Origin of the sequence: Acidithiobacillus marinus (assembly GCF_002847505.1) — a bacterium.
GTDB lineage: Bacteria > Pseudomonadota > Gammaproteobacteria > Acidithiobacillales > Acidithiobacillaceae > Acidithiobacillus > Acidithiobacillus marinus.
This window is the reverse complement of record NZ_MXAV01000027.1, coordinates 38,175-59,819: the sequence shown is the minus strand read 5'-3', so window position 1 is coordinate 59,819 and position 21,645 is coordinate 38,175. Positions and strand designations below refer to the sequence as shown.

At 55.3% G+C, this 21,645-nt stretch carries 21 protein-coding genes and 1 tRNA gene; 12 read left to right on the top strand and 10 right to left on the bottom strand.

Translation table 11 applies throughout. The features are described from left to right. On the top strand, positions 1–522 hold a 522-nt coding region (locus tag B1757_RS15390; protein WP_172437635.1), incomplete at its 5' end, for a hypothetical protein. A gap of 329 nt (positions 523–851) precedes the next feature. Here the strand turns inward: B1757_RS15390 and B1757_RS06915 are convergent. Together B1757_RS06915 and B1757_RS15550 are read right to left on the bottom strand one after the other, a co-directional pair. Further along, entirely contained in the window at positions 852–1,217 is a 366-nt protein-coding gene (locus B1757_RS06915) for a GNAT family N-acetyltransferase (protein ID WP_101537624.1), read from the bottom strand. Between the two features lie 173 nt (positions 1,218–1,390). Further along, positions 1,391–2,041, bottom strand: a complete 651-nt coding sequence (locus B1757_RS15550; RefSeq protein ID WP_216360832.1) for a GNAT family protein — start codon at positions 2,039–2,041, stop codon at positions 1,391–1,393. A 914-nt stretch (positions 2,042–2,955) separates the two neighbouring features. Here B1757_RS15550 and B1757_RS06905 point away from each other — a divergent pair. Further along, positions 2,956–3,138: a hypothetical protein gene (locus B1757_RS06905; RefSeq protein ID WP_101537623.1), complete on the top strand. Its 183-nt coding sequence runs from the start codon at positions 2,956–2,958 to the stop codon at positions 3,136–3,138. A gap of 439 nt (positions 3,139–3,577) precedes the next feature. On the opposite strand, the gene B1757_RS06895 is transcribed toward B1757_RS06905, so the two are convergent. After that, a complete protein-coding gene (locus tag B1757_RS06895) occupies positions 3,578–3,838 on the bottom strand; it encodes a hypothetical protein (RefSeq protein ID WP_101537621.1) in 261 nt (86 codons plus the stop codon). 348 nt (positions 3,839–4,186) lie between these two features. Between B1757_RS06895 and B1757_RS06890 the strand changes: the two genes are divergently transcribed. Both B1757_RS06890 and B1757_RS06885 read left to right on the top strand, forming a co-directional pair. After that, positions 4,187–4,846, top strand: coding sequence for a hypothetical protein (locus B1757_RS06890; RefSeq protein WP_101537620.1), 660 nt, complete (start codon positions 4,187–4,189; stop codon positions 4,844–4,846). Between the two features lie 100 nt (positions 4,847–4,946). Beyond that, complete coding sequence (locus tag B1757_RS06885; RefSeq protein ID WP_101537619.1) at positions 4,947–5,264, top strand: hypothetical protein; 318 nt, start codon at positions 4,947–4,949, stop codon at positions 5,262–5,264. 70 nt (positions 5,265–5,334) lie between these two features. Here B1757_RS06885 and B1757_RS06880 read toward each other — a convergent pair whose 3' ends face one another. The 3 genes from B1757_RS06880 to rsmI form a co-directional block, all read right to left on the bottom strand. Further along, positions 5,335–6,468 carry a site-specific integrase gene (locus tag B1757_RS06880; protein ID WP_101537618.1) on the bottom strand — a complete coding sequence of 378 codons (1,134 nt, stop codon included), beginning with the start codon at positions 6,466–6,468 and terminating at the stop codon, positions 5,335–5,337. A 97-nt stretch (positions 6,469–6,565) separates the two neighbouring features. Next, positions 6,566–6,641 (bottom strand) — tRNA-Phe (locus B1757_RS06875). Between the two features lie 13 nt (positions 6,642–6,654). Beyond that, on the bottom strand, positions 6,655–7,512 hold the full coding sequence (gene rsmI, locus B1757_RS06870) for a 16S rRNA (cytidine(1402)-2'-O)-methyltransferase (RefSeq protein WP_101537617.1): 858 nt from the start codon (positions 7,510–7,512) through the stop codon (positions 6,655–6,657). Between the two features lie 118 nt (positions 7,513–7,630). On the opposite strand from rsmI, the gene B1757_RS06865 reads away from it, so the two are divergent. Genes B1757_RS06865 through waaF form a run of 6 tightly spaced genes read left to right on the top strand, consistent with a single transcriptional unit; the run spans position 7,631 to position 14,101 of the window. Beyond that, the gene (locus B1757_RS06865) at positions 7,631–9,388 is read left to right on the top strand and encodes a penicillin-binding protein activator (RefSeq protein WP_253253757.1); all 1,758 of its coding nucleotides are present in this window, start codon (positions 7,631–7,633) and stop codon (positions 9,386–9,388) included. Positions 9,389–9,392: 4 nt separating this feature from the next. Then, on the top strand, positions 9,393–9,758 hold the full coding sequence (locus tag B1757_RS06860) for a YraN family protein (protein ID WP_101537615.1): 366 nt from the start codon (positions 9,393–9,395) through the stop codon (positions 9,756–9,758). Then, positions 9,755–10,843: a D-glycero-beta-D-manno-heptose 1-phosphate adenylyltransferase gene (rfaE2, locus tag B1757_RS16175; protein ID WP_101537614.1), complete on the top strand. Its 1,089-nt coding sequence runs from the start codon at positions 9,755–9,757 to the stop codon at positions 10,841–10,843. The genes B1757_RS06860 and rfaE2 overlap by 4 nt, the downstream gene beginning before the upstream one ends. After that, on the top strand, positions 10,840–12,225 hold the full coding sequence (locus B1757_RS06850; protein ID WP_101537613.1) for an FAD-binding oxidoreductase: 1,386 nt from the start codon (positions 10,840–10,842) through the stop codon (positions 12,223–12,225). Before rfaE2 ends, B1757_RS06850 begins: the two co-directional genes overlap by 4 nt. Before the next feature lie 5 nt (positions 12,226–12,230). Then, complete coding sequence (locus B1757_RS06845) at positions 12,231–12,995, top strand: RMD1 family protein (RefSeq protein WP_101537612.1); 765 nt, start codon at positions 12,231–12,233, stop codon at positions 12,993–12,995. A 2-nt stretch (positions 12,996–12,997) separates the two neighbouring features. Further along, entirely contained in the window at positions 12,998–14,101 is a 1,104-nt protein-coding gene (gene waaF / locus B1757_RS06840) for a lipopolysaccharide heptosyltransferase II (RefSeq protein ID WP_101537611.1), read from the top strand. A 129-nt stretch (positions 14,102–14,230) separates the two neighbouring features. Here waaF and B1757_RS06835 read toward each other — a convergent pair whose 3' ends face one another. The 4 genes from B1757_RS06835 to B1757_RS06820 all read right to left on the bottom strand — a co-directional run bounded on the left by B1757_RS06835 (position 14,231) and on the right by B1757_RS06820 (position 18,996). Then, complete coding sequence (locus tag B1757_RS06835; RefSeq protein WP_101537610.1) at positions 14,231–14,773, bottom strand: OmpA family protein; 543 nt, start codon at positions 14,771–14,773, stop codon at positions 14,231–14,233. Positions 14,774–14,808: 35 nt separating this feature from the next. After that, complete coding sequence (locus B1757_RS06830) at positions 14,809–16,152, bottom strand: OprD family outer membrane porin (RefSeq protein WP_101537609.1); 1,344 nt, start codon at positions 16,150–16,152, stop codon at positions 14,809–14,811. 205 nt (positions 16,153–16,357) lie between these two features. After that, positions 16,358–17,659: an esterase-like activity of phytase family protein gene (locus B1757_RS06825; protein ID WP_172437633.1), complete on the bottom strand. Its 1,302-nt coding sequence runs from the start codon at positions 17,657–17,659 to the stop codon at positions 16,358–16,360. 50 nt (positions 17,660–17,709) lie between these two features. Then, a complete protein-coding gene (locus B1757_RS06820) occupies positions 17,710–18,996 on the bottom strand; it encodes an OprO/OprP family phosphate-selective porin (protein ID WP_101537607.1) in 1,287 nt (428 codons plus the stop codon). Between the two features lie 284 nt (positions 18,997–19,280). Here B1757_RS06820 and B1757_RS06815 point away from each other — a divergent pair, with 284 nt between their 5' ends. Continuing rightward, positions 19,281–20,213, top strand: coding sequence for a LysR family transcriptional regulator (locus B1757_RS06815; protein WP_101537606.1), 933 nt, complete (start codon positions 19,281–19,283; stop codon positions 20,211–20,213). Between the two features lie 36 nt (positions 20,214–20,249). Further along, entirely contained in the window at positions 20,250–21,641 is a 1,392-nt protein-coding gene (gene hemN, locus B1757_RS06810; protein ID WP_101537605.1) for an oxygen-independent coproporphyrinogen III oxidase, read from the top strand. The last annotated feature ends 4 nt before the right edge of the window (positions 21,642–21,645 follow it).

Here is a 21,645-nt window from a genome sequence, read left to right as displayed (position 1 = left end):
GAGGAACCCTATTTTCTCAATAGCCTGACGTCCGATATCGACTCTCTGGTCATCTATGCAGGTATCCACGCGCTTCATTTCGGCAATTTTCATCGCTTACTGGCCAAGCGTTTTCCCTTCGCTGTTTATTACCGCTTAGAAGATAGCATTATCCACATCTACGCGGTCCTTGATTGCCGCCAGAATCCGGCATGGTTGCGCAACCAACTCGTTCATACCGATGCAGAAATTGTTTCTCGCCCCAAAGTTACTGAAGAGCAACCTAAAAAAGCCTACAAAGTTGGATCAACGCGTCTACAACACGGTACAACACCGATTGCCAGTCATTGCGCTTGGTTTGCCGAAACTGTCTGGGGCTGGGATACCACGGAGAATCTTCCCGAATCATCATCCAGCGCCATTCCGGCTCACAGTGCAGCAATACCTAGGGCGTCCCAAGGCACCGGCATGATGCACGGGCCTTGGGACGCCCATGCTGCAACACCAGACAATTACGGCAGGAATGCATCGACCATATCATAACTGTTACAGAATTGTTGACGTTCAGCAAAAGGAGTTGCGCAGGCGGATAAACGATTGATGGCATGACAGGTTAGACCGGGGAAGGAAGAGCCTAGTGGTTCCTTGTCCTTAAAGGACGTTGACGAGTTGAAGCCATTTCCAGCGGATTTCTCAGGGCCAGCAGACTGATTGTCCTGAATCAAAGGCCGGATATAAAGCAGCACGTTAAACTCACATCGCCAAAAATCGCAAAAGTCGGCTTGCACAATCGGAGGCATCCATATAAGGAACCAGGTTTCTAATACTGTCGGTCATAGATGTTTCAACGCCAAGTAACATCCATGCCTTAATCAAGGTACCATTTTCATGGAGTAGGTAACATCGTCTTCTTCCACCACTTTGAATCCTAAGCGATCATAAAGGCGTTTTGCGGGGTTGATCTTTATGATCCTCAACTCCAAAAACTTTCCAGCACATCTTGCCCGCTCTACTTCTAGGCCAAGTAATGCGGAGCCTACACCACCGCCCTGAAATTCAGGTCTCAAAAAAATCATACGAAGCCAATGGCGCTGCTCATTTTCTTCGACATAAAATGCCCCGGCAGGTTGCCCAGAGACGCAAATGATTTTGAAGTTTTCTATAGGTAAATTTCTCCAAAAGCCATTGTGTTGGGCTGTTTCATTCCATCCCCACGCCCACTCAATATAGCTGCGCATAGAGAGTTTGTATGACTAAAATAAGAAGAATTTATCATCTTCAGTGGCGGAGCGACACAAAATCTCATCATTTAGCAGGTCCACTCGACTATCTGGTTCGGCGTGATTCTTAACTGGATGAGCGCATGATTCATCATGGACCAGGTAGGCCATAGCGAAACTTGCGCTTGAGTTCACAACAGCTTCGACATGCAATACTCATCCACATACGACCCATTGACCAACAACGAGTGTCTTTTCCTCCCTTCAATCTCAAACCCCATCCTCTTATACAGCCTTATCGCTATGGCACCGTGTCTGACGCCTTCACGGTACAAGCGGGGAATATCCGCCAGCACCGTTTCTCGCAAGCGCATCCCAAACATCCGGGCCATCAAGACAATCAGTGCGCCGCGCGGTAGCCCCTGTTTACGCATCGCCTCGACGCAATCACGGACCCCTGCGAGTGCCATCCCGGTGGGCGGGGTGGTACGGGTCCAGGGGCGTTTCCCGGTATAGGCAGATGGAGACACCCGGAATGCCCGCTGTTTGCGGACGAATCCCAGTAACCCATTGGCGTCACTGAGGATGTTCTGGGCATAGGCGGGGGACCAGTCCTTCTCCTGCATCAACTGCTGGACATGCTGGGCAAATAGTTGGAGGTGGGAAAATTTCACCTTCTCCAGATTCGTTATGCCTTGCACTTGTAAGAAGTCTACAAAATGTTGGAGCCGCACCCGTTTCGCGCGGAGCGTCCCATACCCCCGCGCCTGCGCTTGAATAATCTTGTCTACCGCCCGTTCGACCGAAAAGGCGTAGCCATAATTTTTGAAGACATAATGCATAAGTCCCTCCTCACGGTTCGATAACCGTTCTGGATACCCTCAAGGAAGATACCCAGAACGGCTGACAGCACCGCAGACCCGATGCGCACATAGAGCGGAAACGGGATATGGTAGTGGGGGCCTCATGGAGAGTAGTTCGCGAACTTCATCTCGATAGCTACTAAGTTCTGCTCTTTAAAAGGCCAATTTCTGAGTCTGGCAGTGGCGCGTTCCACCCCAGAATCCGCATTGTTCTGCGGAATAATGTGTAATAAGTTCATGATTAAAATTCCTTTCTGTGAAAAATCCGATCCCCTCTCTTTCTTCCGGGGATACCGATGTAGTTGATCCGGTCCAAAACCGGGAAAACCGGGGTCGGGGAAATGCCGACCAGGATTGAAAAAGAGGCCGCTGCGTTCTGTCCAAGGACGCCTTGAAAGCAGCCGAGCCGACGACCACAACGCGCTTGAAGATTTACCCTATTTTATGACTGCTAATGCCATCCTTCCTTTTCGTCCCTGTAACGGGATGATGCTTCCTCTGGGTGCAAAAGCACGCAAACAATGGCCAAACTGCAGCCGGTTCGTAAATATATAGGCCTAAGATTCAGCCGTTTCCTAAAGGGGCGAGCCCCTGATGTAGTCCACTTTCGTGGAACTGAAAATTTCGGGATTATGCGCCCGTGCGCAGCCCATCCGGGCAGGAAATCATTCAGCCAGCACCAAAGGTCCATGGCTTTGTCATGGCATCAGACTACAACCGCTTGTCGCGCCTTTGTGTTTCATTAAGCGGGTATTTTTGCGTTTATTTAAAATATTCCCCGATGCATGGCAGAGCAACGCCGTCATGCACGCCTGAAAATTTATGACTAAATGCCATGGTAAAATGGAAGCTGTGGTGAAACATTCTCTCTGGTTATCCTAAAGGTGAAAAAAATGATTTATTCCTTGAAGGCTCCTCTGGCCTTGTATATGGCGTTGCGTGAGGCGCAAGTCCCGCCTGAACTGGCCAAGCGAGCCGTAGACGCATTAGCCGCAGATTTCCTAGCCGTCGCGGCTCAGCAAAACGCTGTAGAAAACCCGCCCAAGAAAGAGGCAGAAAGGCTTCGCTCCATCTGATAATACCCTGCTGGTCCGAAAAATGAGATGACGGCACGGAATTTAGATGACATTTTGATGACATGCCCAAACCCTTGGGCTTCTCAAGTTAACAACGCCTTGCAGAAGGTGACGCCTGGGCGTGGGATCAAATTGATCCCACGCTGCCCTCGGATATAGATGGAAATCGCCCCACAATACGTCGCATGTCGACCATCAACACTCGAAGGCGCTTTTTTATCCAAATTTCTGTCGTTGTCTCTCCCACAAGATCTTCCAATCCAGCGCAATGTCGCGCTCTGGCGCTTCGCCACGCCGGTTACGACAACCCTCAAGGTCCGTTGGCTCCATTTGCACTAGCTGCGGGCTCCTTTTGAATGGCCCCCGACCCGAAGTCCAGGTAGGAAATTGAACCGTGTCGTTCATGTTTTGGGGCATCATTGGGTGCGCATTCGTATCCTCAGCGGTGGAGGTGGATAACCTTGGGGCTGTCCACCAAGGCCACCTGGTCACCACATTCCTGCACCTTGGCAATGTCCATAGTGCGATACAGATAGCGCCGTCCTAACTTGACGCGGCGCTCGCGAAGCCAGACCGACCAAGGAGCGCGCCCCCGGCACATGGCTTCCCGAAAACCCTGGGGAGTTTTTCTGAGAGCAGCGGCCGCTTCCTCAGCGGTTAAGAGCTGGGGTGTTGCCTGAGAAACCGTTTCTGAGCGCATGACCAATAACTCCGTGTGAAATCATCCTATCGCTCATAGTAAAGCGTGAATGTGGTCATTTTGCTGTCATAAAGTGGCTATTTTTGTGTTTTATCCGTCGGGATCAATTTTGTCCCGCTCCAATATCACGATGCGTTCCGTGCTTACCACCCTGAAGACGGATAATCTGGCTAATATTTCCTTGACGTCACTGTCCATCCTCCTGGATGAACACACTCTGGCCCTGCTGCAGAAATGCTGTTCCATCTGATGACCCAAGCGATGGCATTCGCCAGAAAAAATAACCCCATAATTGCGTGTGGTAATCTGGTTATGTGCACTATCGCACGTCACATAAGGAACATCTCGATGCCATCTATTCATTGTTATGAAGACCGCTTGACCAATTATATCCAGCAGAAAGACCTTGCAGGCTTTCGGAAGCAACACTTCCAGCAATGGTCCCTCGCAGAAAACGGATGTGCTTATTGCGTTTCCTCGGGGACATGGCCATTCTTTGGGTTCGTCCCGCGCCCTGACCAGGACATGCTGCTGGTTGCGGTCAACCAAAAAAAGGAATTTCTCTACTACCGATTGAATAGCGCCACCCTCCAAAACCAGGTGGAAGGGCAAAAACGGCTCTGGGACATTCCCCATCAGCAACTCTGGCAGGCCACCTTGCTGGATTTTTGTCAGGTGCATCCCCTCTTTCTCGAACAATTGGCTTGGAAGCACATGCCAGGCTCCCTCGAAATGTGGGACGAGTCTCGGGCCATCATTTTGGTCGCTCAGTTGGCACGTCCCTTGGGGCCACTAGGGGCTGACCCCCAAATGGAATTGACGCAGGCGCTGTTCCAGTTCATGGAAAAGCCCATCATCAAGTTCCTGGTAAACGAGTTCCCCATCGCGACACTCGGCCAGTACCAGTTCTTGTGGGAGGCTGAGGATCCGGCCGAACGACAGGAACGGATGCAGGCATTGAAGCGCCGCCCGGGTCTGGTCCCACGATTTCTACTCGCGGATTCGTAAAGCGCATGTGCAGGCGGGCGCTCCTCTGAATCTCTGAATAGCCCGGCCTGCACTTTCACCCGTTCCCCCACTTCATCAATGCTCTTTGAGGATCCTGCTCATGCCAATCTCACACCAACTCACGCAAATTGCATATATGGATGCCCTGCAGCATCTCCTGATCGGCTTCCTGCTGCTGGCCATTTCCCTGCTTGCCCTGGCGGTCGCCCTCTATGCCTGGTGGAAGCATCGCCAACAACCGGAGAACGATCTGTGGTCCCTATCATGGGCCATCTCCTCAATAATCGCCGCCGCCTTCTTTGCTCTTTCCTTACTTTTTCTAGCGAACCTCTGGAACTGGGTGGGGATAAACCATCCATCCTTGCTGGCAGCTAAACAGCAGATTTCCAGAGCGCAGCGGCCCCGACCCTTGCTGTGATAACAGGTTTTGTTGACCCTTTGATGATCTATATCCTCCCCCAAAACCGTTGGAGCCCGTCTCACTGGCTCTATTTTGCCCGTTGGGGACGGAAAGGCACAATTTTCGCCGACTGTCCTGTTTTTTCAGGGGGTGCTTTGTGCCGAATGGGTGGGGACATCGTGGGATGTCCCTGCCTGTCGTCCAGCTCCGCGACCAGATCTTCTGCCCGCAAATGGGCATAGCGGGCGAGCATCTGGGGCGATTTGTGGCCGGTGATAGTGCGCACTTTGGTGTCTGAAAGCCCTTTTTCGACGAATCGGCTGGTCGCCTCATGGCGCAGGTCGTGAAAACGCAAGCCTTGAATATTCGCGCGCTGCAAGGCGTTTCTCCAGACCTTACCCATGCGGTAGGGACGTCGCACCCCATCCCGACCGGGATTACCGGGGAATATCAGGGGGGAGTCCTGCCGGGGATAGGTGGCAATGGCCTCCTGCAAAATTTCCGTGGCACGGGCCGTCAGGGGCACACCACGGGTGTCCTTATTTTTGGTATCCCGAAGCACCATGATGCGCCGGTCTAGATGGACGTCCCGGAGCTCAAGTGTCAGGATTTCTTCCACGCGAGCGGCCGTTTCGATGGCCAGTTCGGTGGCCCAGGCCAGAATGGGATTACTATGGGCACGCACCGTCTGCAGCAGGCGAGCGGCTTCATCGTCTCCGTGCAAGCGGCGGTCTCGGGTACGGCCTTTGGGCTTGCGGACGGCGAGGGCGGGATTGCCGGGCAAGCCGACGCCCCATTCGCGGATGGCCACGGTAAACAGATGGGAAATCAAAGAGAGTTCCAAACGCACGGTATCATTCGCCCGCCCTTCGGCCAGGCGTTCATCCCGATACTGACCAATAATCTCCGGAGATAAGGCCACCAGGGCATATGGCCCCAAGTGCGGACGCACCGCCTTGGCGCTGGTATGGTCGCGTTTTTGGCTGCTGGCTTTCTTGGTCGGGGTAATTTCCCGCAGGTAGCGGTCGAGGGCGATGTCTACCGTGAGTTTCTGGCTGGTGGACCGGCGAATATACACGCCACGGACCATTTCATCTTCGGACTGCCGCGCCCAGTCTTCGGCATCCCGTCGGGTGCGAAAGATTTTGGCGGTGGTGGGCCAGCCCTGCTTGCGAATGACTGCTTTCCAGGTTCCTGACGGGTTCTTGACGATGGTAGCCATAAGACAATACTCCCCTGTCCAAATTCAGCACTGTACTGAATCTGTACCTGAGTAGCAGAGGATTGTCAACAGCCATCCATCAACTTGCTGATTTATATGGTGCCCAGAGACGGAATCGAACCGCCGACACGAGGATTTTCAGTCCTCTGCTCTACCGACTGAGCTATCTGGGCCAGGAGCGCGTATTTAAGCGGGGTCGCGTCCGGAAGTCAAGGCCAGGGCACGACGATATACAACGCGATGAGCCAAGCCGCTCTGCGCTTCGGCAATACGCACCGCTTGGGTCAGGGGTAATTCTTCCAGGAGCGGGGTCAACCAGCGATCGGCTTCCATCTCTTCAGGGTCCCGTTCCGGCGCTCCGCCCAGTACCAGGGTCATTTCGCCGCGTATCTTATCGGGATGCCGGGACAAATGCTCCACAATCCCGCCCAGGGAATCCCGCAGACATTCCTCATAGATTTTGGTCAACTCCCGACAAAGCGCTGCAGGCCGCTCGGCGCCACACAGTTCTGCCATGTCCGTGAGGGTCGCAACAATGCGATGGGGGGCTTCGTAAAAAATCAGGGTCCGGGGTTCATGGCTCAGGATGCTCAGGCGCGCCCGACGCGCGCCCGCCTTGGCGGGTAAGAACCCTTCAAAACTGAAGCGATCACTGGGCAATCCCGACAAGGACAGTGCCGCCACGGCGGCATTGGGGCCGGGAATGACGGTCACCGGCAATTGCTGTTCGCGCAGCAAGGCCAGCAGGGGAAACCCCGGATCGGAAATCAGCGGCATCCCGGCATCCGAGAGCAAGGCCAGGCTCTCCCCCTCGGCGATACGTTGGGCCATTTGCGGCGCCAAAGCCCGCTCGTTGTGCTCGTGCAGAGCCAAGGTTTTGGGCTGCACACCGAGATGCTGGAATAAACGCTGGGCGTGGCGGCGGTCTTCCACCAGAACCAGAGCAGCCTCGGCAATCGCCTGCCCAGCCCGAGGTGAAAGATCGTCCAGATTGCCGATAGGCGTTGCAATAATCGTCAAACGCCCCGAACGTATTTCAGTCATTGAACCACTGCCCCATTCTCCATACACTCTGCACATGAAACTGTCTGACCGCCTGTTCCGTTTATCGCGTCTGACCGCGACCCTCGCACTCGCCGGCGCATTGAGCGCTTGCGCAAGTATGCCACACACCATGGCACCCGTGGGCAGTACGGCGCCGAAAATCGCGACCACGCCAGTCAACTCTCCGGAAGCCGCCAGTGCCCGGCAGGCAGACAACCTGCTCGCAGAGGGGCACGATCTGGCTGCAGCCAAGGACTATATACAGGCAGCAGCGGCTGTTCAGGGTCAAAAGCAGTTGCGCTATCTCCTCAAGGCGGCACAGGCTTCTCTACAGGGAAACAGGCCCCAGGTTGCAGTGCTTCTGGCCGATGAGGTACTGCGTCTGCAAAAGGGGGATAATACTCTCCGCGGTGAAGCCCTGTGGGTGCGTGCCCAGGGATTGATGGATCAGGGACAAACGCCCCGGGCCAAAGGCAACCTGGAAGAACTCCTGACCATTGCCAGCACGCCTCAGAGTGTTCGGGCAAAGGCCATGGGCACTCTGGCCACATTGTACACCCAAGAAAGCCATGAACTAACCGCCCTGAATTTTTTGATAGAACGGGACAGCCTGCTCAGCGGCCCTGCTATTTCTAAAAACCACCAGCGCATTCACGCCCTGCTCGACTCCGTCTCTTCGGCACGTATTCAGAACTGGCAGGGTCGCAGTGGCAATCCACTGGTCCAGGAATGGTTGGCCATCGCCCTGATCACCCGCCATAATCCCGATCCAGAACATCGCAAAGCAGCTATTGATGCCTGGCTGGCCACCCATCCCGGGCACCCGCCCATCAATTTCTCCAGCCACGACGAACTGAACGTTGCCGATACCAGCGCAAAGTCAGGCGGTGAAATCTGTGCACTCCTGCCCTCCTCTGGACCCTATTCAGGATTATCCGAGGCCATCAGTGCCGGCATGGAAACGGCGGCACAACTCCAGGCTGGTCCCGCCGTCAAAATTCTACAAAGCACCGGCAATCCCAGTTTTACGGCGGTACTTTTTGAACGCGGGGTGAAGGAAGGCTGCCAGATATTTGTTGGTCCCTGGTTGCCACAAGACATCAATGCCGTTGCCGGGGTCCGCAAACCCTCTGACCCTCCGGTGATTGCCCTGGGAAGCGATGCCGGGGTACAGCAGCCGGGATTATATATTTTCAGCCTCAGTCGGGATGTGGCTGCCCGGCAAATCGCTCAGCAGAGCTACGCGGCAAGCTATCGGCAGGTTTACGTGCTTTATCCCCAGGATTCCAGTGGCGCGAGCATCCAGGCCGATTTTATCCAGACCTGGAAAAAACTGGGAGGGAACGTGGCCGGTGTCGCGACCTATTTACCGGGTCATTCTCTTACCGGACAGGCCCAGCAACTATTGAGCGGGAGCAGCGCCTCCCACGCCTTTGTGTTTCTGGTGACCAATGCAGACAATGCCGAAGCGGCAGTCACCGCCATCCGTGCCATCAACAGTAGCATTCCAATTTTCAGTCCAGCATTGTTACATGGGGCATCGCTCCCTGCCGATGCCAGCAGCCTCTCCGGCATCGCTTCGGTAGATATGCCCTGGATTATTCAGCCCAACATTACCCGTCCCCGGGCCGCCACGCTCCTCCATACCACCCTGCCCAATGCCAGCGCCACGCAGTGGCGGATGGCGGCTTTTGGACTGGATGCCTACGCACTTGCCGAAAGCATTCTTGCCAAAAATTTCCATCAACCCATTGCAGGAGTCACGGGCACCCTGCATTTTGGCCAAGAAGGACACATCGGGCGGGAAATGGATTGGATGAAAATAGAAAATGGTGCCATAGTTCCCTTATCGGGGATTCCTAAAACAGGTCCCTGAGTTTATGCCTTCCCCGCGCCAGCAATTCGGTCAACAAGGAGAAGATCGCGCCTTGACCCTGTTGCTACAAGCCGGATTGAAATTGGTGGGGCGTAATTTTCGTTGTCGCTCCGGGGAAATCGACCTGATCGTCCTGGACCAAGAGACATTGGTTTTTGTGGAAGTCCGCCAGCGGACTCACAACCGGCAAGGCAGCGCTGCTGACAGCGTGAATCAGCGTAAGCAGCAACGCCTGATTCGTGCAGCCGAAGTTTTTTTACTGCGTAATCCCCGGCAGGGTCTGCGTCCTTGCCGCTTTGATGTCATTGCCATTGACGGCGACGCAGCGCCAGAGTGGATTCGTGATGCTTTCAGAGTACCCAGCCCATGATCAGGAATAACGCCCTGGATGCCGCCTTGCGTGCCAGCATCCACAGCAAGGAACGCTCAGCAGAGATGCTTGCTGCCCCCTTCGCCTCGGCCAGCACCCGTCTGGTGGCGACCTTGCGGGCTGGCGGTCAGGTGTTAAGCTGCGGGAACGGCGGTTCCTCGGGGGACGCCCAGCATCTCGCCTCGGAACTGGTCAACCGCTTTGAAAGCAACCGGATGGCACTGCCTGCCATTGCTTTGAGCACCGACAGCAGCGTCCTGACCGCCATTGCCAATGACGCCTCCTATGCCCGGGTATTCGCCCGTCAGGTGGAAGCCTTGGGCAAACCCGGCGACTGCCTGGTAGCCTTCAGCACTTCCGGCAACTCTGAAAATGTTGTGGAGGCCATCCGTTCTGCCCAGGCCCGGGGCATGTGGATTCTGGCCATGACCGGCAAGGATGGTGGACAGATGGCTGGCCTTCTGGGTTCGGCAGATATTGAGCTGCGGGTTCCCGACAACAGTACCGCCCGCATCCAGGAAGTCCATCTGGTGCTCATCCACGCCCTTTGTGCGGAGGTCGATACAGCCTTTGCCGAGGACTTCCCGCTAACCGATCAGACCACGCCCTCTTTTTCCAGCAAGATCCTGCGCGATTGGGATACCCTCCAGCAGGCCTGCAGCTATCGTCGCCCACTAGTTTTCACCAACGGGGTTTTCGATGTCCTGCATCGTGGTCACGTCCAGTATCTCGCTGAAGCCCGGTCTGAGGGCGCCTGCCTGGTGCTTGCGGTCAACAGTGACGCTTCCGTGCGTCGCCTGGGCAAAGGCGCAGATCGGCCCATCAACCCGCAAGACGATCGCATGGCCGTGCTTGCCGCTCTGCAATCTGTCGATTTTGTCACTGTATTTGATGAAGACACGCCCTTGCCGCTCATTCAAAAACTGCAACCGGATGTGCTGGTCAAAGGAGGCGACTGGCCGGTGGAGCACATCGTCGGCGCCAGTGTCGTGCAAGCCCGGGGCGGACGGGTGCTCAGCATTCCTTTTCGCCACCAGCGCAGCACCAGCACTTTACTGGAAAAAATCAGGAATTCGCGACCATGAGTATCAGCGTCATTCTTCCAGCACTGCGCGCCGCCCTCGATAGCGAAAGAGTCCGGGATGATCGGGAAACCCTCTCGATTTATAGCCGCGATGATACACCGGGAAGCTGCATGCCGGCGCTGGTCCTCTTTCCTCGCAGTCATGAGGAAGTACAGGCCATCGTCAACATCGCTCGTCGTCATCATCTTCCTCTGGTTCCCCGAGGGGCCGGATCGGGCAATGTCGGGGGCGCCCAACCCGTACCCGGCAGCGCGGTTATCAGCTTTGAATGTATGCAGAAAGTCTGCGACTACAGTCCCGTGGACCGGACCATCACCATAGAAGCAGGCTTCATCACCGCAGAAATCAATGCCCATGTTGCTCAGGACGGACTTTATTATCCGCCCGATCCCGGTAGCAGCCCCTACTGCCGGATTGGCGGCAATCTCGCCATGAACGCCGGGGGACCCCATGCGGTCAAATATGGCGTTACCCGAGATTATGTTCTGGGACTGCGCGCCGTCACTGGTTGCGGCGAAACCCTCTGCTGCGGCGTCCGCACCAGCAAAGGTGTGGTCGGCTATGACCTGACCCGCTTGCTGGTGGGAAGTGAAGGCACCCTGGCACTGATTACCGAAGTGACCCTGCGCCTGCTACCCCTGCCTGGCGCCAAGGCCACTCTGCGCGCCGCCTATGAAAGTACCGCCAGCGCCTGCGCGGCTGTCCAGCGGGTCATGGCCCAGCGCCACACGCCCAGTGCCCTGGAATTGATGGATCCCCACGCCCTGGCAGCCGTCCGCAGCATGGGCGCGGCAACTGACCTGCCAGCCGCCAGTCAAGCACTGTTGATGGTCGAAGTCGATGGCGAAAGCGAAACCATTCCCACCCAACTGCAAGCCATGCAGCAAGCCCTGGCCGGTGATGGCCATCTGGAAACCCTGGAAGCGACGGATCCAGTAGCAACAGCGGCACTCTGGGCCGCCCGCAAATCCCTGTCTCCGGCCACCAAGGCCATGGCCCCCCTGAAAATCAATGAAGACGTGGTAGTTCCCGTCAGTCGACTGCGTGAGTTGCTGGAAGCCATCGAAGACATTGCTGAGGAGCACTCCCTGCACATTGTCAGCTTTGGACATGCGGGAAACGGCAATCTGCATGTCAATTTCCTGGTGCATCCCGACCAGCGTGAAGAAATGCGCCAAGCGCAACAAGGGCTGCAAAAGCTGTTTCAGAGCGTACTCCGGCTGGGGGGTACGCTCTCTGGTGAACACGGCATTGGCACCAGCAAGCGGGATTTTCTGCCCCTGGAGCTCAGCCCGGAAAATCTCGCCATACAACGCGCCATCAAAAAACTCTTCGACCCGGAGAACATCCTCAATCCGGGCAAACTGCTCCCGGAAGGATAAATGGCATGAGTAGCATTCTTCACGCGATTCAACCCGTGCGTCATATTGCCCTGAAAAACTGGTCTGAAACCTTTGATATGGACCTGGTGGATGACAATCCGGCCCATCGTCTGCTCCGTGATGGCGATGCCTGGGTCGCCATATTCCGCTCCGGGGTGCTGTGCTTTTTCGGGGCGGGACCCGCTTTGCAAGCCCGAATCATCGCCAGCGTGCAAGCGGAATTTACCGCCATCAGCAACCCGAATGTCGAAGAATTAACTATCAGGACCGGTGAACGGGATGCCGTCGGACGTGACGGGGTGACCCTGAAATATCTGGATGAAGAGCGCATCCTCCTGGTGGCCCTGCGCCTGGCCCAGAGTCTGGCGCTGGAACTTCACGAAGAAGCCGTCGAAACCCTGCTGGAAACCACCCTGAATCTGCTCTCGGAAGTCACCCGTACGGGCCGTCTGCCCGGGCGGCGTGGCGGCCATTTACGCTTTCTCGCCTCCACCTCGGCCACCCGCACGGAAATCCTGTCGCGCCTTGCCGTGCTGGATAATCCCGATATTGTCTGGGAAACGCCGGGTCTGGAAATCTTGTCCAAGGAGCTCTCCGCCGATCTGGAACTCACCAGCCGCTTTCGAGCACTGGATGAAAAACTCGATGCCATTCATGAAGGTCTGGAGATCATGATTGTGGCCAGCCGCCATCATCGGGAAACCATTCTCGAATGGATCATCATTATTCTGATTACGGTGGAAGCCCTGATCATGCTGCTGGGCAAATAAGCATGAGCGAGGAGCTGACCCTGGCCGCCGAGAGCGAGCCGCCCTACGCCGAAGAGGACGCTTTCGCCGCGCACAACACCCGTCTGGCCCGAACTTATGATCCCGCCCGCCTGCTGCTGGTCGGCCCTGCCTGGGTGGGAGACATGGTCATGGCCCAGGTTTTATTGCAGGTCATGCGCCGCCGCTGGCCCAAATTGCAGATTGATGTCCTCGCCCCACCAGCCAGCCTGCCGGTTGCCTCACGTATGGCCGAAGTACGGCATTGTCTCCCCCTGGATGTTCCTCACGGCAAACTGGGCTGGAAAGCCCGTCGCAGCATCGCCGAAACACTCCAGAAAGAAGAATACGATTGGTCCATCTGTTTACCCAACAGCCTGAAATCGGCACTGGTTCCCTATTGGGCGCAGATTCCGGTACGCACCGGCTTTGGCGGCCAGGCCCGGAAAATTCTTCTCAATGATCGCCGCCAACTGCATAAAAAACAGCTGCCACGGACCGTCGATCGTTTTGTGGCCCTGGGTCTGCCTCGCCGCTTGCCCCAACCCACCCGGTTACCCGCACCACGGCTGCTGGTGGATCAACACGCGCTAGGCACAACGCTGCAGCGCCTGGGCATACTCCGCCCCGGTCCCAATCTGGTGGCCCTGGCGCCCGGTGCCGAATATGGCCCGGCCAAACGCTGGCCCGTCCGGCACTGGATTCGTCTGGCGCAACAATTGATCCGCGCAGGATGGTCAGTCTGGCTTTTTGGTAGCCCCAAGGATACCGAAATCACCCAGGCCATCGCCACCGCCGTACCTGAAGTGATTGATCTGGGCGGCAAAACCTCTCTGGCGGAAGCCATCGACCTGCTATCTCTGGCCAGATTCACCGTGAGTAATGATTCGGGACTGATGCATGTTGCCGGTGCCGTCGGCACCCAGGTCATTGCCCTCTATGGGCCAACCCCCCTGGACATGACCCCGCCATTATCCAGCGGGGCTGTGGCCTTGCGCCTCGGGCTGTCCTGCAGCCCCTGCGGTAAAAGAGATTGCCCCCTCAAACATCATCGCTGTATGGAAGATCTTTTGCCCGAACAGATACTCCAGCAACTCTCTCCTCCATAGTTTGGCCAGAAAATCCGCCAAAAAAAGCCCCGCAAAGCGGGGCGAGGAGAGGAGGAGCAATGCCATGAAGCATTGCAGAGGTAAAGTTTTACATTACAGAGGACCTGTAGCGTTCAGATGGTTGGGGGGTTAGTTGACGGTTTTTTCCACCTGAATGGTCGAATTGATTTCCACCCGCTGATTGGCAAAACGGCCCTGGGGAGTCGCGTTGCTGGCGACCGGGTCATTATAGGAGTGACCCTTCAAGACCATCCGTGAGCGGGACACACCGTGATTTTCCAGATAACGGGCCACACTTTCGGCACGCTGTTCGGACAAGCGCTGGTTATAGGCATAGCTGCCCACCTTACTGCAGTAACCATTCACATCCAGGACGGCACTGTCATGCTTCTCGGCAAAATCCGCTACTTCGTCCAGCACCTTGATGTCATGGCTCATCAGCTTGGAGGAGTTGAGCTTGAAGTTGATGCCGGTGATGGTAATGGGTTTGCTCTGGAGGACGGTCCGTTGTACCGGCGCAATGGGTGCCGGAGCAACAGGCATGGGAGCCGGAGCCGGCGCAGGTGCCGCTACCGGGGCTTTATGCGCCGGGCAGCCCTGAAAGGGGGCTTCGGCACAACCGGCCGCCGCCATAAGCATTACTGCGAGCAATACATGTTTCTTGGCAATCATCGTTGTTCTCCCTGAATTTGGTAGCATGCGCCTGCTTAGAATGCGTAGGTCAACATCACGCGGTTATAGATGAAGTAGCCGGTCGAAAGATCGCCATGCGCCACACCTACACGGTCACGAATAGACAGCCCCTTGAGGAAACCCTTAGGGAAATATGTCAGGTCGCCGTAAATATCGTTGGCATAACCCGCCGCCTGCAATTGATATTGGGCATAAGATGTCTGGAACAAGAAACTGTTATCGAGAAAGTGCTGGCTTAGGCCCACTTTCCAGCCATGACCGGGACCCATTTCCACCAGACCACGAATCATGGACGTAGTGTAGAGGGGATCCGTGGCATAACCGACGGTATAGGGCGAAACAATAGCACCGCCACCAATGGCCCCCGGATGATATTCGATTTCGTTGTATGCAACGGTCAATGCACCTTTCCCGAGAATCGCATTATCCAGATTATATTCAACACCACCCTTCACACCCCAGGCAGTGCTGTTCACGCCGTTCCCCTTGAAGTTGTCGATCTCACCAACACCTATGTTACTGCCATTCAGACGACTATTGGCTCCCCATTCACGCACCACCTGCCCACCGAGGAAAGGATTCAGCCCCATACCAGTTTTCAGGGTATAGCTGGCATCCCCGTAGAACATATCGGTGAAATCGTAGAAATTGTAATACCAGGCCTGGGCATTGATACCGTAGCGTTTGTAACTCGTACCGAACGCCAGAATACCATTGGAAGCCTGCTCATTCTCGGGCAACTTGGCAGCGCCACCATAAATTGGATCACCGTCAAAACCAGTTTTGTAGTACAAGTTGTCGCGATAATAATCACCGGAAGTACGGCTTTTCCAACGGAACATGCGCATTCCGTAGATATTCCAGCCGCAGTAAGGGGTTACTTGTGCAAAGACACCCTGAAATGTGGCCGGGATCATGCGGGAGTCAGAACCATTGACGAAAGGCGTGTTGACCTCCTGATTACCGGCACGAATCATCACCACATCCGGGATAGCATATTGCAGATATGCCTGACCCAAAGCATTGATGGAATCGGCCTTACCCATCAACGTCGTATCGGGATTATTCCGATTGGCCCCCAGACTGTTGGCCGTGTAAAAACCCACATCAGCACTGAACCCCGCTGCAGAAGGCGTGTGCACATTGATGTAGCCACCTAGGGAAAATGCGTGCAGATTAGTGGTGTTCTTCCCGAAAAAACGATCAAAATAGTAAGAACGAATCTGTCCATCTACCTTGCTGTGCATGAAAAAATCAGCCAGGGTATTTCCGGTCGAGCTGGTATCGGCATGGGCGACCGCAGCAAAGCCACTCAGGGCAGCAAACAGTGCAACGGCAACGCGGGTTTTCTTCAACATGTGACCTCCTCGATTTAGGGTTCTTTGCAACACTGTGTGCATATTAACGAAGGAATATGACAACATGATGACAGTTTTATGAACCTTTTGTGACGTTATTCCTTTTTAGATATATCGAGTATTCCACAAATCATACTGCGGAAAAAGCCTGCAAAGCTGGGCGGCGGCAGGCGCCGCCTCTCAATCAGAAGAGGACAAAACGTCTTCAAGCCGGGGCGGAAGACAGCCGCAGCCGCGCCTCAGCCTCGGCATCCAGTGGAACACGGACCATCTCGGTCTGTTCACCGCGAATCCCGAAATCATTATCGGTAATAAACACCAATGTCCGACCTTCGACTAAAGACATGCCTTCGACTTTTTCCGGAAGTTTCCCTTTCCCCACAGCCGCATCGTAAATCAGTGTCGCCCTGGCGGGCTTAATCCCCACTTTCTCGAGATCATGCTGGGCCTCCAGGCTGGGAGTGGTTTCCGCCTTGGCCCATGCTGTCCCCAAAAGGCTACTGGCATGGGCGAAGTTCAGTAAATACACCTGAAGCCCTTTACCGGCGCGCACCATGGCCAGCACAGCATGATTGTTGACGGCACTGAGGGCAGACACCTTGACATCTTTCTGCTTTTTATCGGGAGCCAATTGCGCTACCTGGGGCACTTGAAATACATAGGCACCCGCCATTTTTTCAAAGTCCCCCTGGGCATTCAGGGCGATTTTCAGAATACGCACGTTACGGGAATGTTTGAAAGTTTCTGCATCCGGGTTGGAAAACGGACTCTGCAAAGTCACAAACAGCGTGCGTTGATCCGGTGCCAGGGCAATACCTTCAAAACCCCGATTCAGTGTGCGCTTGACCAGCAACGGAGGAAGTACCGCGCGAATGGGCACGGCACTTCCTGCGTAAGCCTGCTCCGAACCCTTGGGGACCAGACGTTCCAATACCGCTCCTTCGGCATTCACCCGCAACAGACTGGGGCCATATTCTTCGCCAATCCAGAATCCGCCTTTGTCCAATACGGCAATACATTCACTATCCACGCCGTCCGGGCTGCTTGCCAGTGCTTGCAGATCGGCATTCAGTGCTTTTTCGGCGTGGGTCAACGCAGGCGGAAGTCCCGTCAGGGCCGTTTGATTGACGGCATGCAAAGGCCAGGACTGGAGCACCTTGACCTCTTCTCCTGCGAGCGCCAATTTGTAAATCCTCGGCGTAAAGGTCGGCACCGGGAATATGACCGACTTCCCCTGACAAAGCTGCGATCCAAATATTTTCGCGGATTTGTTACAGGCTATATTCGGTCCCCGGTCGGTCACACTATAAAAAACCGGTGCAGGTGTTCCCCGGGCATGGGCCAGCCCGCTACCCATCCCAACGCTCAAATGCAGGGGATGCCCTGCCACAGATACATCAGCCAAGGGAACCTGCAAGGCGGCCACATTCAACTCCGCAGCGCCAGCTGGTAGTCCCGCCATCAGCACCCACACACTCAATGCGTTAAAAATCCACGTTTTTTTCATGAAATCCTCCCGAGACCGGGCACTCATTCGCCCGGTCCGTATCCATCAGATCAGAACAAAAACTGCCCACGGAACTGGAGAATATTCAAATCCGTGTTGTAGATGGCGTTGTTCACATAGCTCGCGCCCACCGGGGTCGTGGTCGGGATATCGCCAATGTGGGCATGGGAATAATCCAACATCAGCCGGACATGCTCATTGGCATACCAGTTGATCCCGGCGGTAATATTATCGCCACGCCCGCCATAAATTCCGGCCTTGGCATCATTCATGTTCAGGCGATCATAACGCAGGGCCAGTTCCCAGGCCCCACCGGGTCCGATGTCCTTGAGATAATGAAATTCACCAATCTTGGGTTTGAAATTACGGGATTGTCCCGTGAGGATATAACTGGCCTGCACGTAGTAGCCGTTGAAGCTCGCCGTGGGCAACCCGTTGCGCCGGGAAACATGGGCTCCGACATAGGCTCCTTCAATGGAGAAAGGTCCTGCCACCGCCGCTGTTTCCAGCGTATACTGAAACTGGGAACTGGGATTGCTGACGTAGGTTTCCAACAGTTTGGTGCCCGCCACACTAGTTTCCGGACGGGTGGAATACAAAGCCGCCTTGTTCTGTTCGCCAAAGCCGGTGTAATTCAGGTTGGCACCAAAATACAGATCACTGCCCTCACTGTGCACCGGAACATAGGTGGCACGACCACTGATGGTATAAATGCCGCTCTGATTGGTTTTGCTGGTTTTGGTAGCCAGAGCCGTCGTTTTATTGCTGCCACTGCGGACAATGCCGCTGTAGCTGGTCACCTGCTTTTCATCCAGGGCATTCATGAATCCGCCCAGACCCAGCATCCAGTTATCTCCATGGGTGGTGAACTTCAGACCCATACGCCGGTCGCCATAAGCATCCAGAGCTTCCAGCAAAGGACGCTCCATCATGACGTTATCATTGGAACTGTTGAGCTGATCCATACTGAAGAAGGTTTTGGATTGACCCAGCGTAATCACCGAGTTGGGGAGCCCTAAATAGGTGAAGTAACCATCCTTGAAACCGGCTGCGCCTGAATCCGTAAATTCATACTGGAATTTGAAACCCCATTCCCGGGCAATATTGCCACTGGTAAAAATCCGCGCCCGCCGGAATTTGGCCCCTGCGGAACCTTCAATGGGATTATTGAAATAAGTCGCATAATCCGCCTGAATACGCCCGCCCAGATTCAGGTTGAAATCATCATTTTTTTCCTTGGCCAGACTGGAACTCAGCAGCGACTTATCATCAGCATGCGCCAATGGACTTAGGGCCAAAGCTGCCAACACCGGTATAAACCACACTTTTTTCTTCATTTCTACACTCCCTCTCAGTTGAACACTGACAAGAGCGCAAAACAAAGATATATCCACCTGGAAACTCAGGGGGATAGGGGGATTGGCCACGCTCTTGGCACTGTCTTTTATTTAATAATAGCCAAGAGCATACGCGCGTTATGTGACACTATGATGACACTAAGATGAACTTTTTGTGACAATCTCTAAAAATATATACAGGATTGAGTCATAGCTTATCTTGCAGAAAGCAGGGATCGTGGGACAATGAAGACTGCTAAATTTTTTTCGGATCGTAGATCATCATGCCCATTGAAATCCGCCACATGCGCACCATTGAAGCGGTCGCCCAATTCGGAAGCCTGGCTGCGGCTGCACAGCGACTGCATCTGACTCAGTCTGCTCTGTCCCATCAATTACGTGGCTTGGAAGCAGAATTCGGTGTGCATCTGCTGGATCGCGAAAGGGGCAGTCAGTTACGGCTGAGTCCGGCGGGTGAAGAATTGCTGGCGGCCGCGCGGGAAGTGCTGCCCCGGGTGCGCCAACTCCAGGAAGAACTCCAGCGCCGGGCCCTGGGTAACAGTGGCCGCCTGCGCATTGCGGTGGAATGCCACACCTGTTTTGACTGGCTGACCCCGGCCATGGATCGGTTTCGGGAAAACTGGGCGGACGTGGAGATGGATCTGGTGTCGGGATTCCAGCAGGATCCCCTCCCTCTGCTGCAAAGCCATCAGGCTGATCTGACTGTACTCAGCACGCCTGACGCCATGGCGGCGGATATCGTTCTCCATCCCCTCTTCGCCTATGAAGTGCTGGCACTGGTCAATCCGCGTCATCCCCTGGCCGGTCGGGCATTTCTGGAACCTGAGGACTTCCTCGAAGAAACCCTGATTACCTATCCCGTGGAGGATCGCCGTCTGGACCTGTTCCGGGAGTTTCTGCAGCCTGCCGGGATTCAGCCCTGGCGACGGCGCCATGCCGAACTGACCGTCATCATTTTGCAACTGGTGGCCTCGGGACAAGGGATTGCCGCCCTGCCCGCCTGGGCGGTTGGCAATTACGGAGATAAAGGCTACGTCCGTGCCCTGCCCCTCGGCCCGCAGGGACTTTGGCAGACCCTGCAGGCCGCGACCACGGCAGAACAGGCCGAACAGCCACACATGCAGGCCTTTCTGGCCGAAGTGCGGGCCAGCGTGGCGGCCAATCTCCCTGGAGTAAAAGATATTCAGGGGGTATGATCTGCAGGTGCTGTTTGCCAGATAGGGGCTTTCGCCATGTCATCTGCTTTTGAACAAAAAGTCATTTTTGATGCCGATCTCATCCGTCGCTATGACCAGGCGGGGCCGCGCTACACTTCCTATCCTACGGCACCGCATTTTCACAGCGATTTTGGCGAAAGGCAGCTCATTCAGGCATTGCAGGGCTCCAATGCGCAAGCCCGACCCCTGTCCCTGTATTTTCACATTCCCTTTTGCGAAAACCTCTGCTTTTATTGTGCCTGCACCAAGGTCGTCACCCGCCATCACGAATGGGGCAGCCCCTATGTGGCGCGCCTCGATCAAGAAATGGCTTTGTACCTGGCCCATTTGGACGCCAGCAGACCCGTTGAGCAACTGCATTTTGGCGGGGGAACCCCGACTTTTTTGCGCCAACCGGACTTGCGTACCTTGCTGGAAAGTATTCACCGTCATTTTCAACTCCTGCCCGATGATAACGGGGAATATGGCATCGAAATCGACCCTCGCGCTCTGGAACCCGGCACGCTTTCCTTATTAAGAGACTTTGGATTCAACCGGATCAGCATCGGGGTGCAGGATCTGGATGCGGCCGTGCAAAAAGCCGTGCATCGGGAACAAAGTTTGGAGCTGACGGCTGCCGTCATTGCCGAAGCCCGTTCCCTGGGTTTTCGTTCGGTGAGTCTGGATCTGATTTATGGCCTGCCCCTGCAAACGCCAGAGCGTTTTGCCGCCACCCTGGAAGCGGTCATCGCCCTGCGTCCCGATCGTCTGTCGGTGTTCAATTACGCCCATCTCCCCGAACGTTTTCCTGCGCAAAAACGGATTCTCGATGGGGATATTCCTGCTCCCGAAAACAAGCTGCGCATTCTGGCGGAAAGCATTGCGACGCTGCAGGAGGCGGGGTACGTGTACATCGGCATGGATCATTTCGCCCTGCCCGAGGACGAGCTGACCCTGGCGCAACGGGAGGGTAGTCTGTATCGCAATTTTCAGGGCTATTCCACCCACGCGGGGAGTGATCTGCTGGCCTTCGGGATGAGCGCCATCGCCATGATCGGCTCGACTTACAGTCAGAATATCAAGGAGCTGGATGCCTGGGGAGCGCGTCTGGACCAGGGGCACCTGCCGGTGGAAAGAGGCATTCAACTCAGCGCTGAAGATCTTTTGCGGCGCCATGTCATCAACCGCCTGACCTGCGATTTCCGCCTGGATTTTAATCGATTACAACAGCAGTATGGTATGGATTTCCACATACATTTTCGTGACTGCCTGCCCGCACTGGAAAGACTGGAAAAGGACGGGCTGATTCAGATGGATTCAGATAGTCTGTGGGTAACAGCCCAGGGTCGCCTGCTGATTCGTCACGTCTGCATGATTTTTGATGCCTACCTCCCGCACAAGGCGGTTCACTACTCCCGGGTGATATAACTGC

Bases quoted from the DNA above. Each gene is read 5' to 3' on its own strand.
- B1757_RS06915 (WP_101537624.1), bottom strand. From the start codon at position 1,217: ATGCGCAGCTATATTGAGTGGGCGTGGGGATGGAATGAAACAGCCCAA.
- B1757_RS15550 (WP_216360832.1), bottom strand. From the start codon at position 2,041: ATGCATTATGTCTTCAAAAATTATGGCTACGCCTTTTCGGTCGAACGG.
- B1757_RS06905 (WP_101537623.1), top strand. From the start codon at position 2,956: ATGATTTATTCCTTGAAGGCTCCTCTGGCCTTGTATATGGCGTTGCGT.
- B1757_RS06895 (WP_101537621.1), bottom strand. From the start codon at position 3,838: ATGCGCTCAGAAACGGTTTCTCAGGCAACACCCCAGCTCTTAACCGCT.
- B1757_RS06890 (WP_101537620.1), top strand. From the start codon at position 4,187: ATGCCATCTATTCATTGTTATGAAGACCGCTTGACCAATTATATCCAG.
- B1757_RS06885 (WP_101537619.1), top strand. From the start codon at position 4,947: ATGCCAATCTCACACCAACTCACGCAAATTGCATATATGGATGCCCTG.
- B1757_RS06880 (WP_101537618.1), bottom strand. From the start codon at position 6,468: ATGGCTACCATCGTCAAGAACCCGTCAGGAACCTGGAAAGCAGTCATT.
- rsmI (WP_101537617.1), bottom strand. From the start codon at position 7,512: ATGACTGAAATACGTTCGGGGCGTTTGACGATTATTGCAACGCCTATC.
- B1757_RS06865 (WP_253253757.1), top strand. From the start codon at position 7,631: ATGCCACACACCATGGCACCCGTGGGCAGTACGGCGCCGAAAATCGCG.
- B1757_RS06860 (WP_101537615.1), top strand. From the start codon at position 9,393: ATGCCTTCCCCGCGCCAGCAATTCGGTCAACAAGGAGAAGATCGCGCC.
- rfaE2 (WP_101537614.1), top strand. From the start codon at position 9,755: ATGATCAGGAATAACGCCCTGGATGCCGCCTTGCGTGCCAGCATCCAC.
- B1757_RS06850 (WP_101537613.1), top strand. From the start codon at position 10,840: ATGAGTATCAGCGTCATTCTTCCAGCACTGCGCGCCGCCCTCGATAGC.
- B1757_RS06845 (WP_101537612.1), top strand. From the start codon at position 12,231: ATGAGTAGCATTCTTCACGCGATTCAACCCGTGCGTCATATTGCCCTG.
- waaF (WP_101537611.1), top strand. From the start codon at position 12,998: ATGAGCGAGGAGCTGACCCTGGCCGCCGAGAGCGAGCCGCCCTACGCC.
- B1757_RS06835 (WP_101537610.1), bottom strand. From the start codon at position 14,773: ATGATTGCCAAGAAACATGTATTGCTCGCAGTAATGCTTATGGCGGCG.
- B1757_RS06830 (WP_101537609.1), bottom strand. From the start codon at position 16,152: ATGTTGAAGAAAACCCGCGTTGCCGTTGCACTGTTTGCTGCCCTGAGT.
- B1757_RS06825 (WP_172437633.1), bottom strand. From the start codon at position 17,659: ATGAAAAAAACGTGGATTTTTAACGCATTGAGTGTGTGGGTGCTGATG.
- B1757_RS06820 (WP_101537607.1), bottom strand. From the start codon at position 18,996: ATGAAGAAAAAAGTGTGGTTTATACCGGTGTTGGCAGCTTTGGCCCTA.
- B1757_RS06815 (WP_101537606.1), top strand. From the start codon at position 19,281: ATGCCCATTGAAATCCGCCACATGCGCACCATTGAAGCGGTCGCCCAA.
- hemN (WP_101537605.1), top strand. From the start codon at position 20,250: ATGTCATCTGCTTTTGAACAAAAAGTCATTTTTGATGCCGATCTCATC.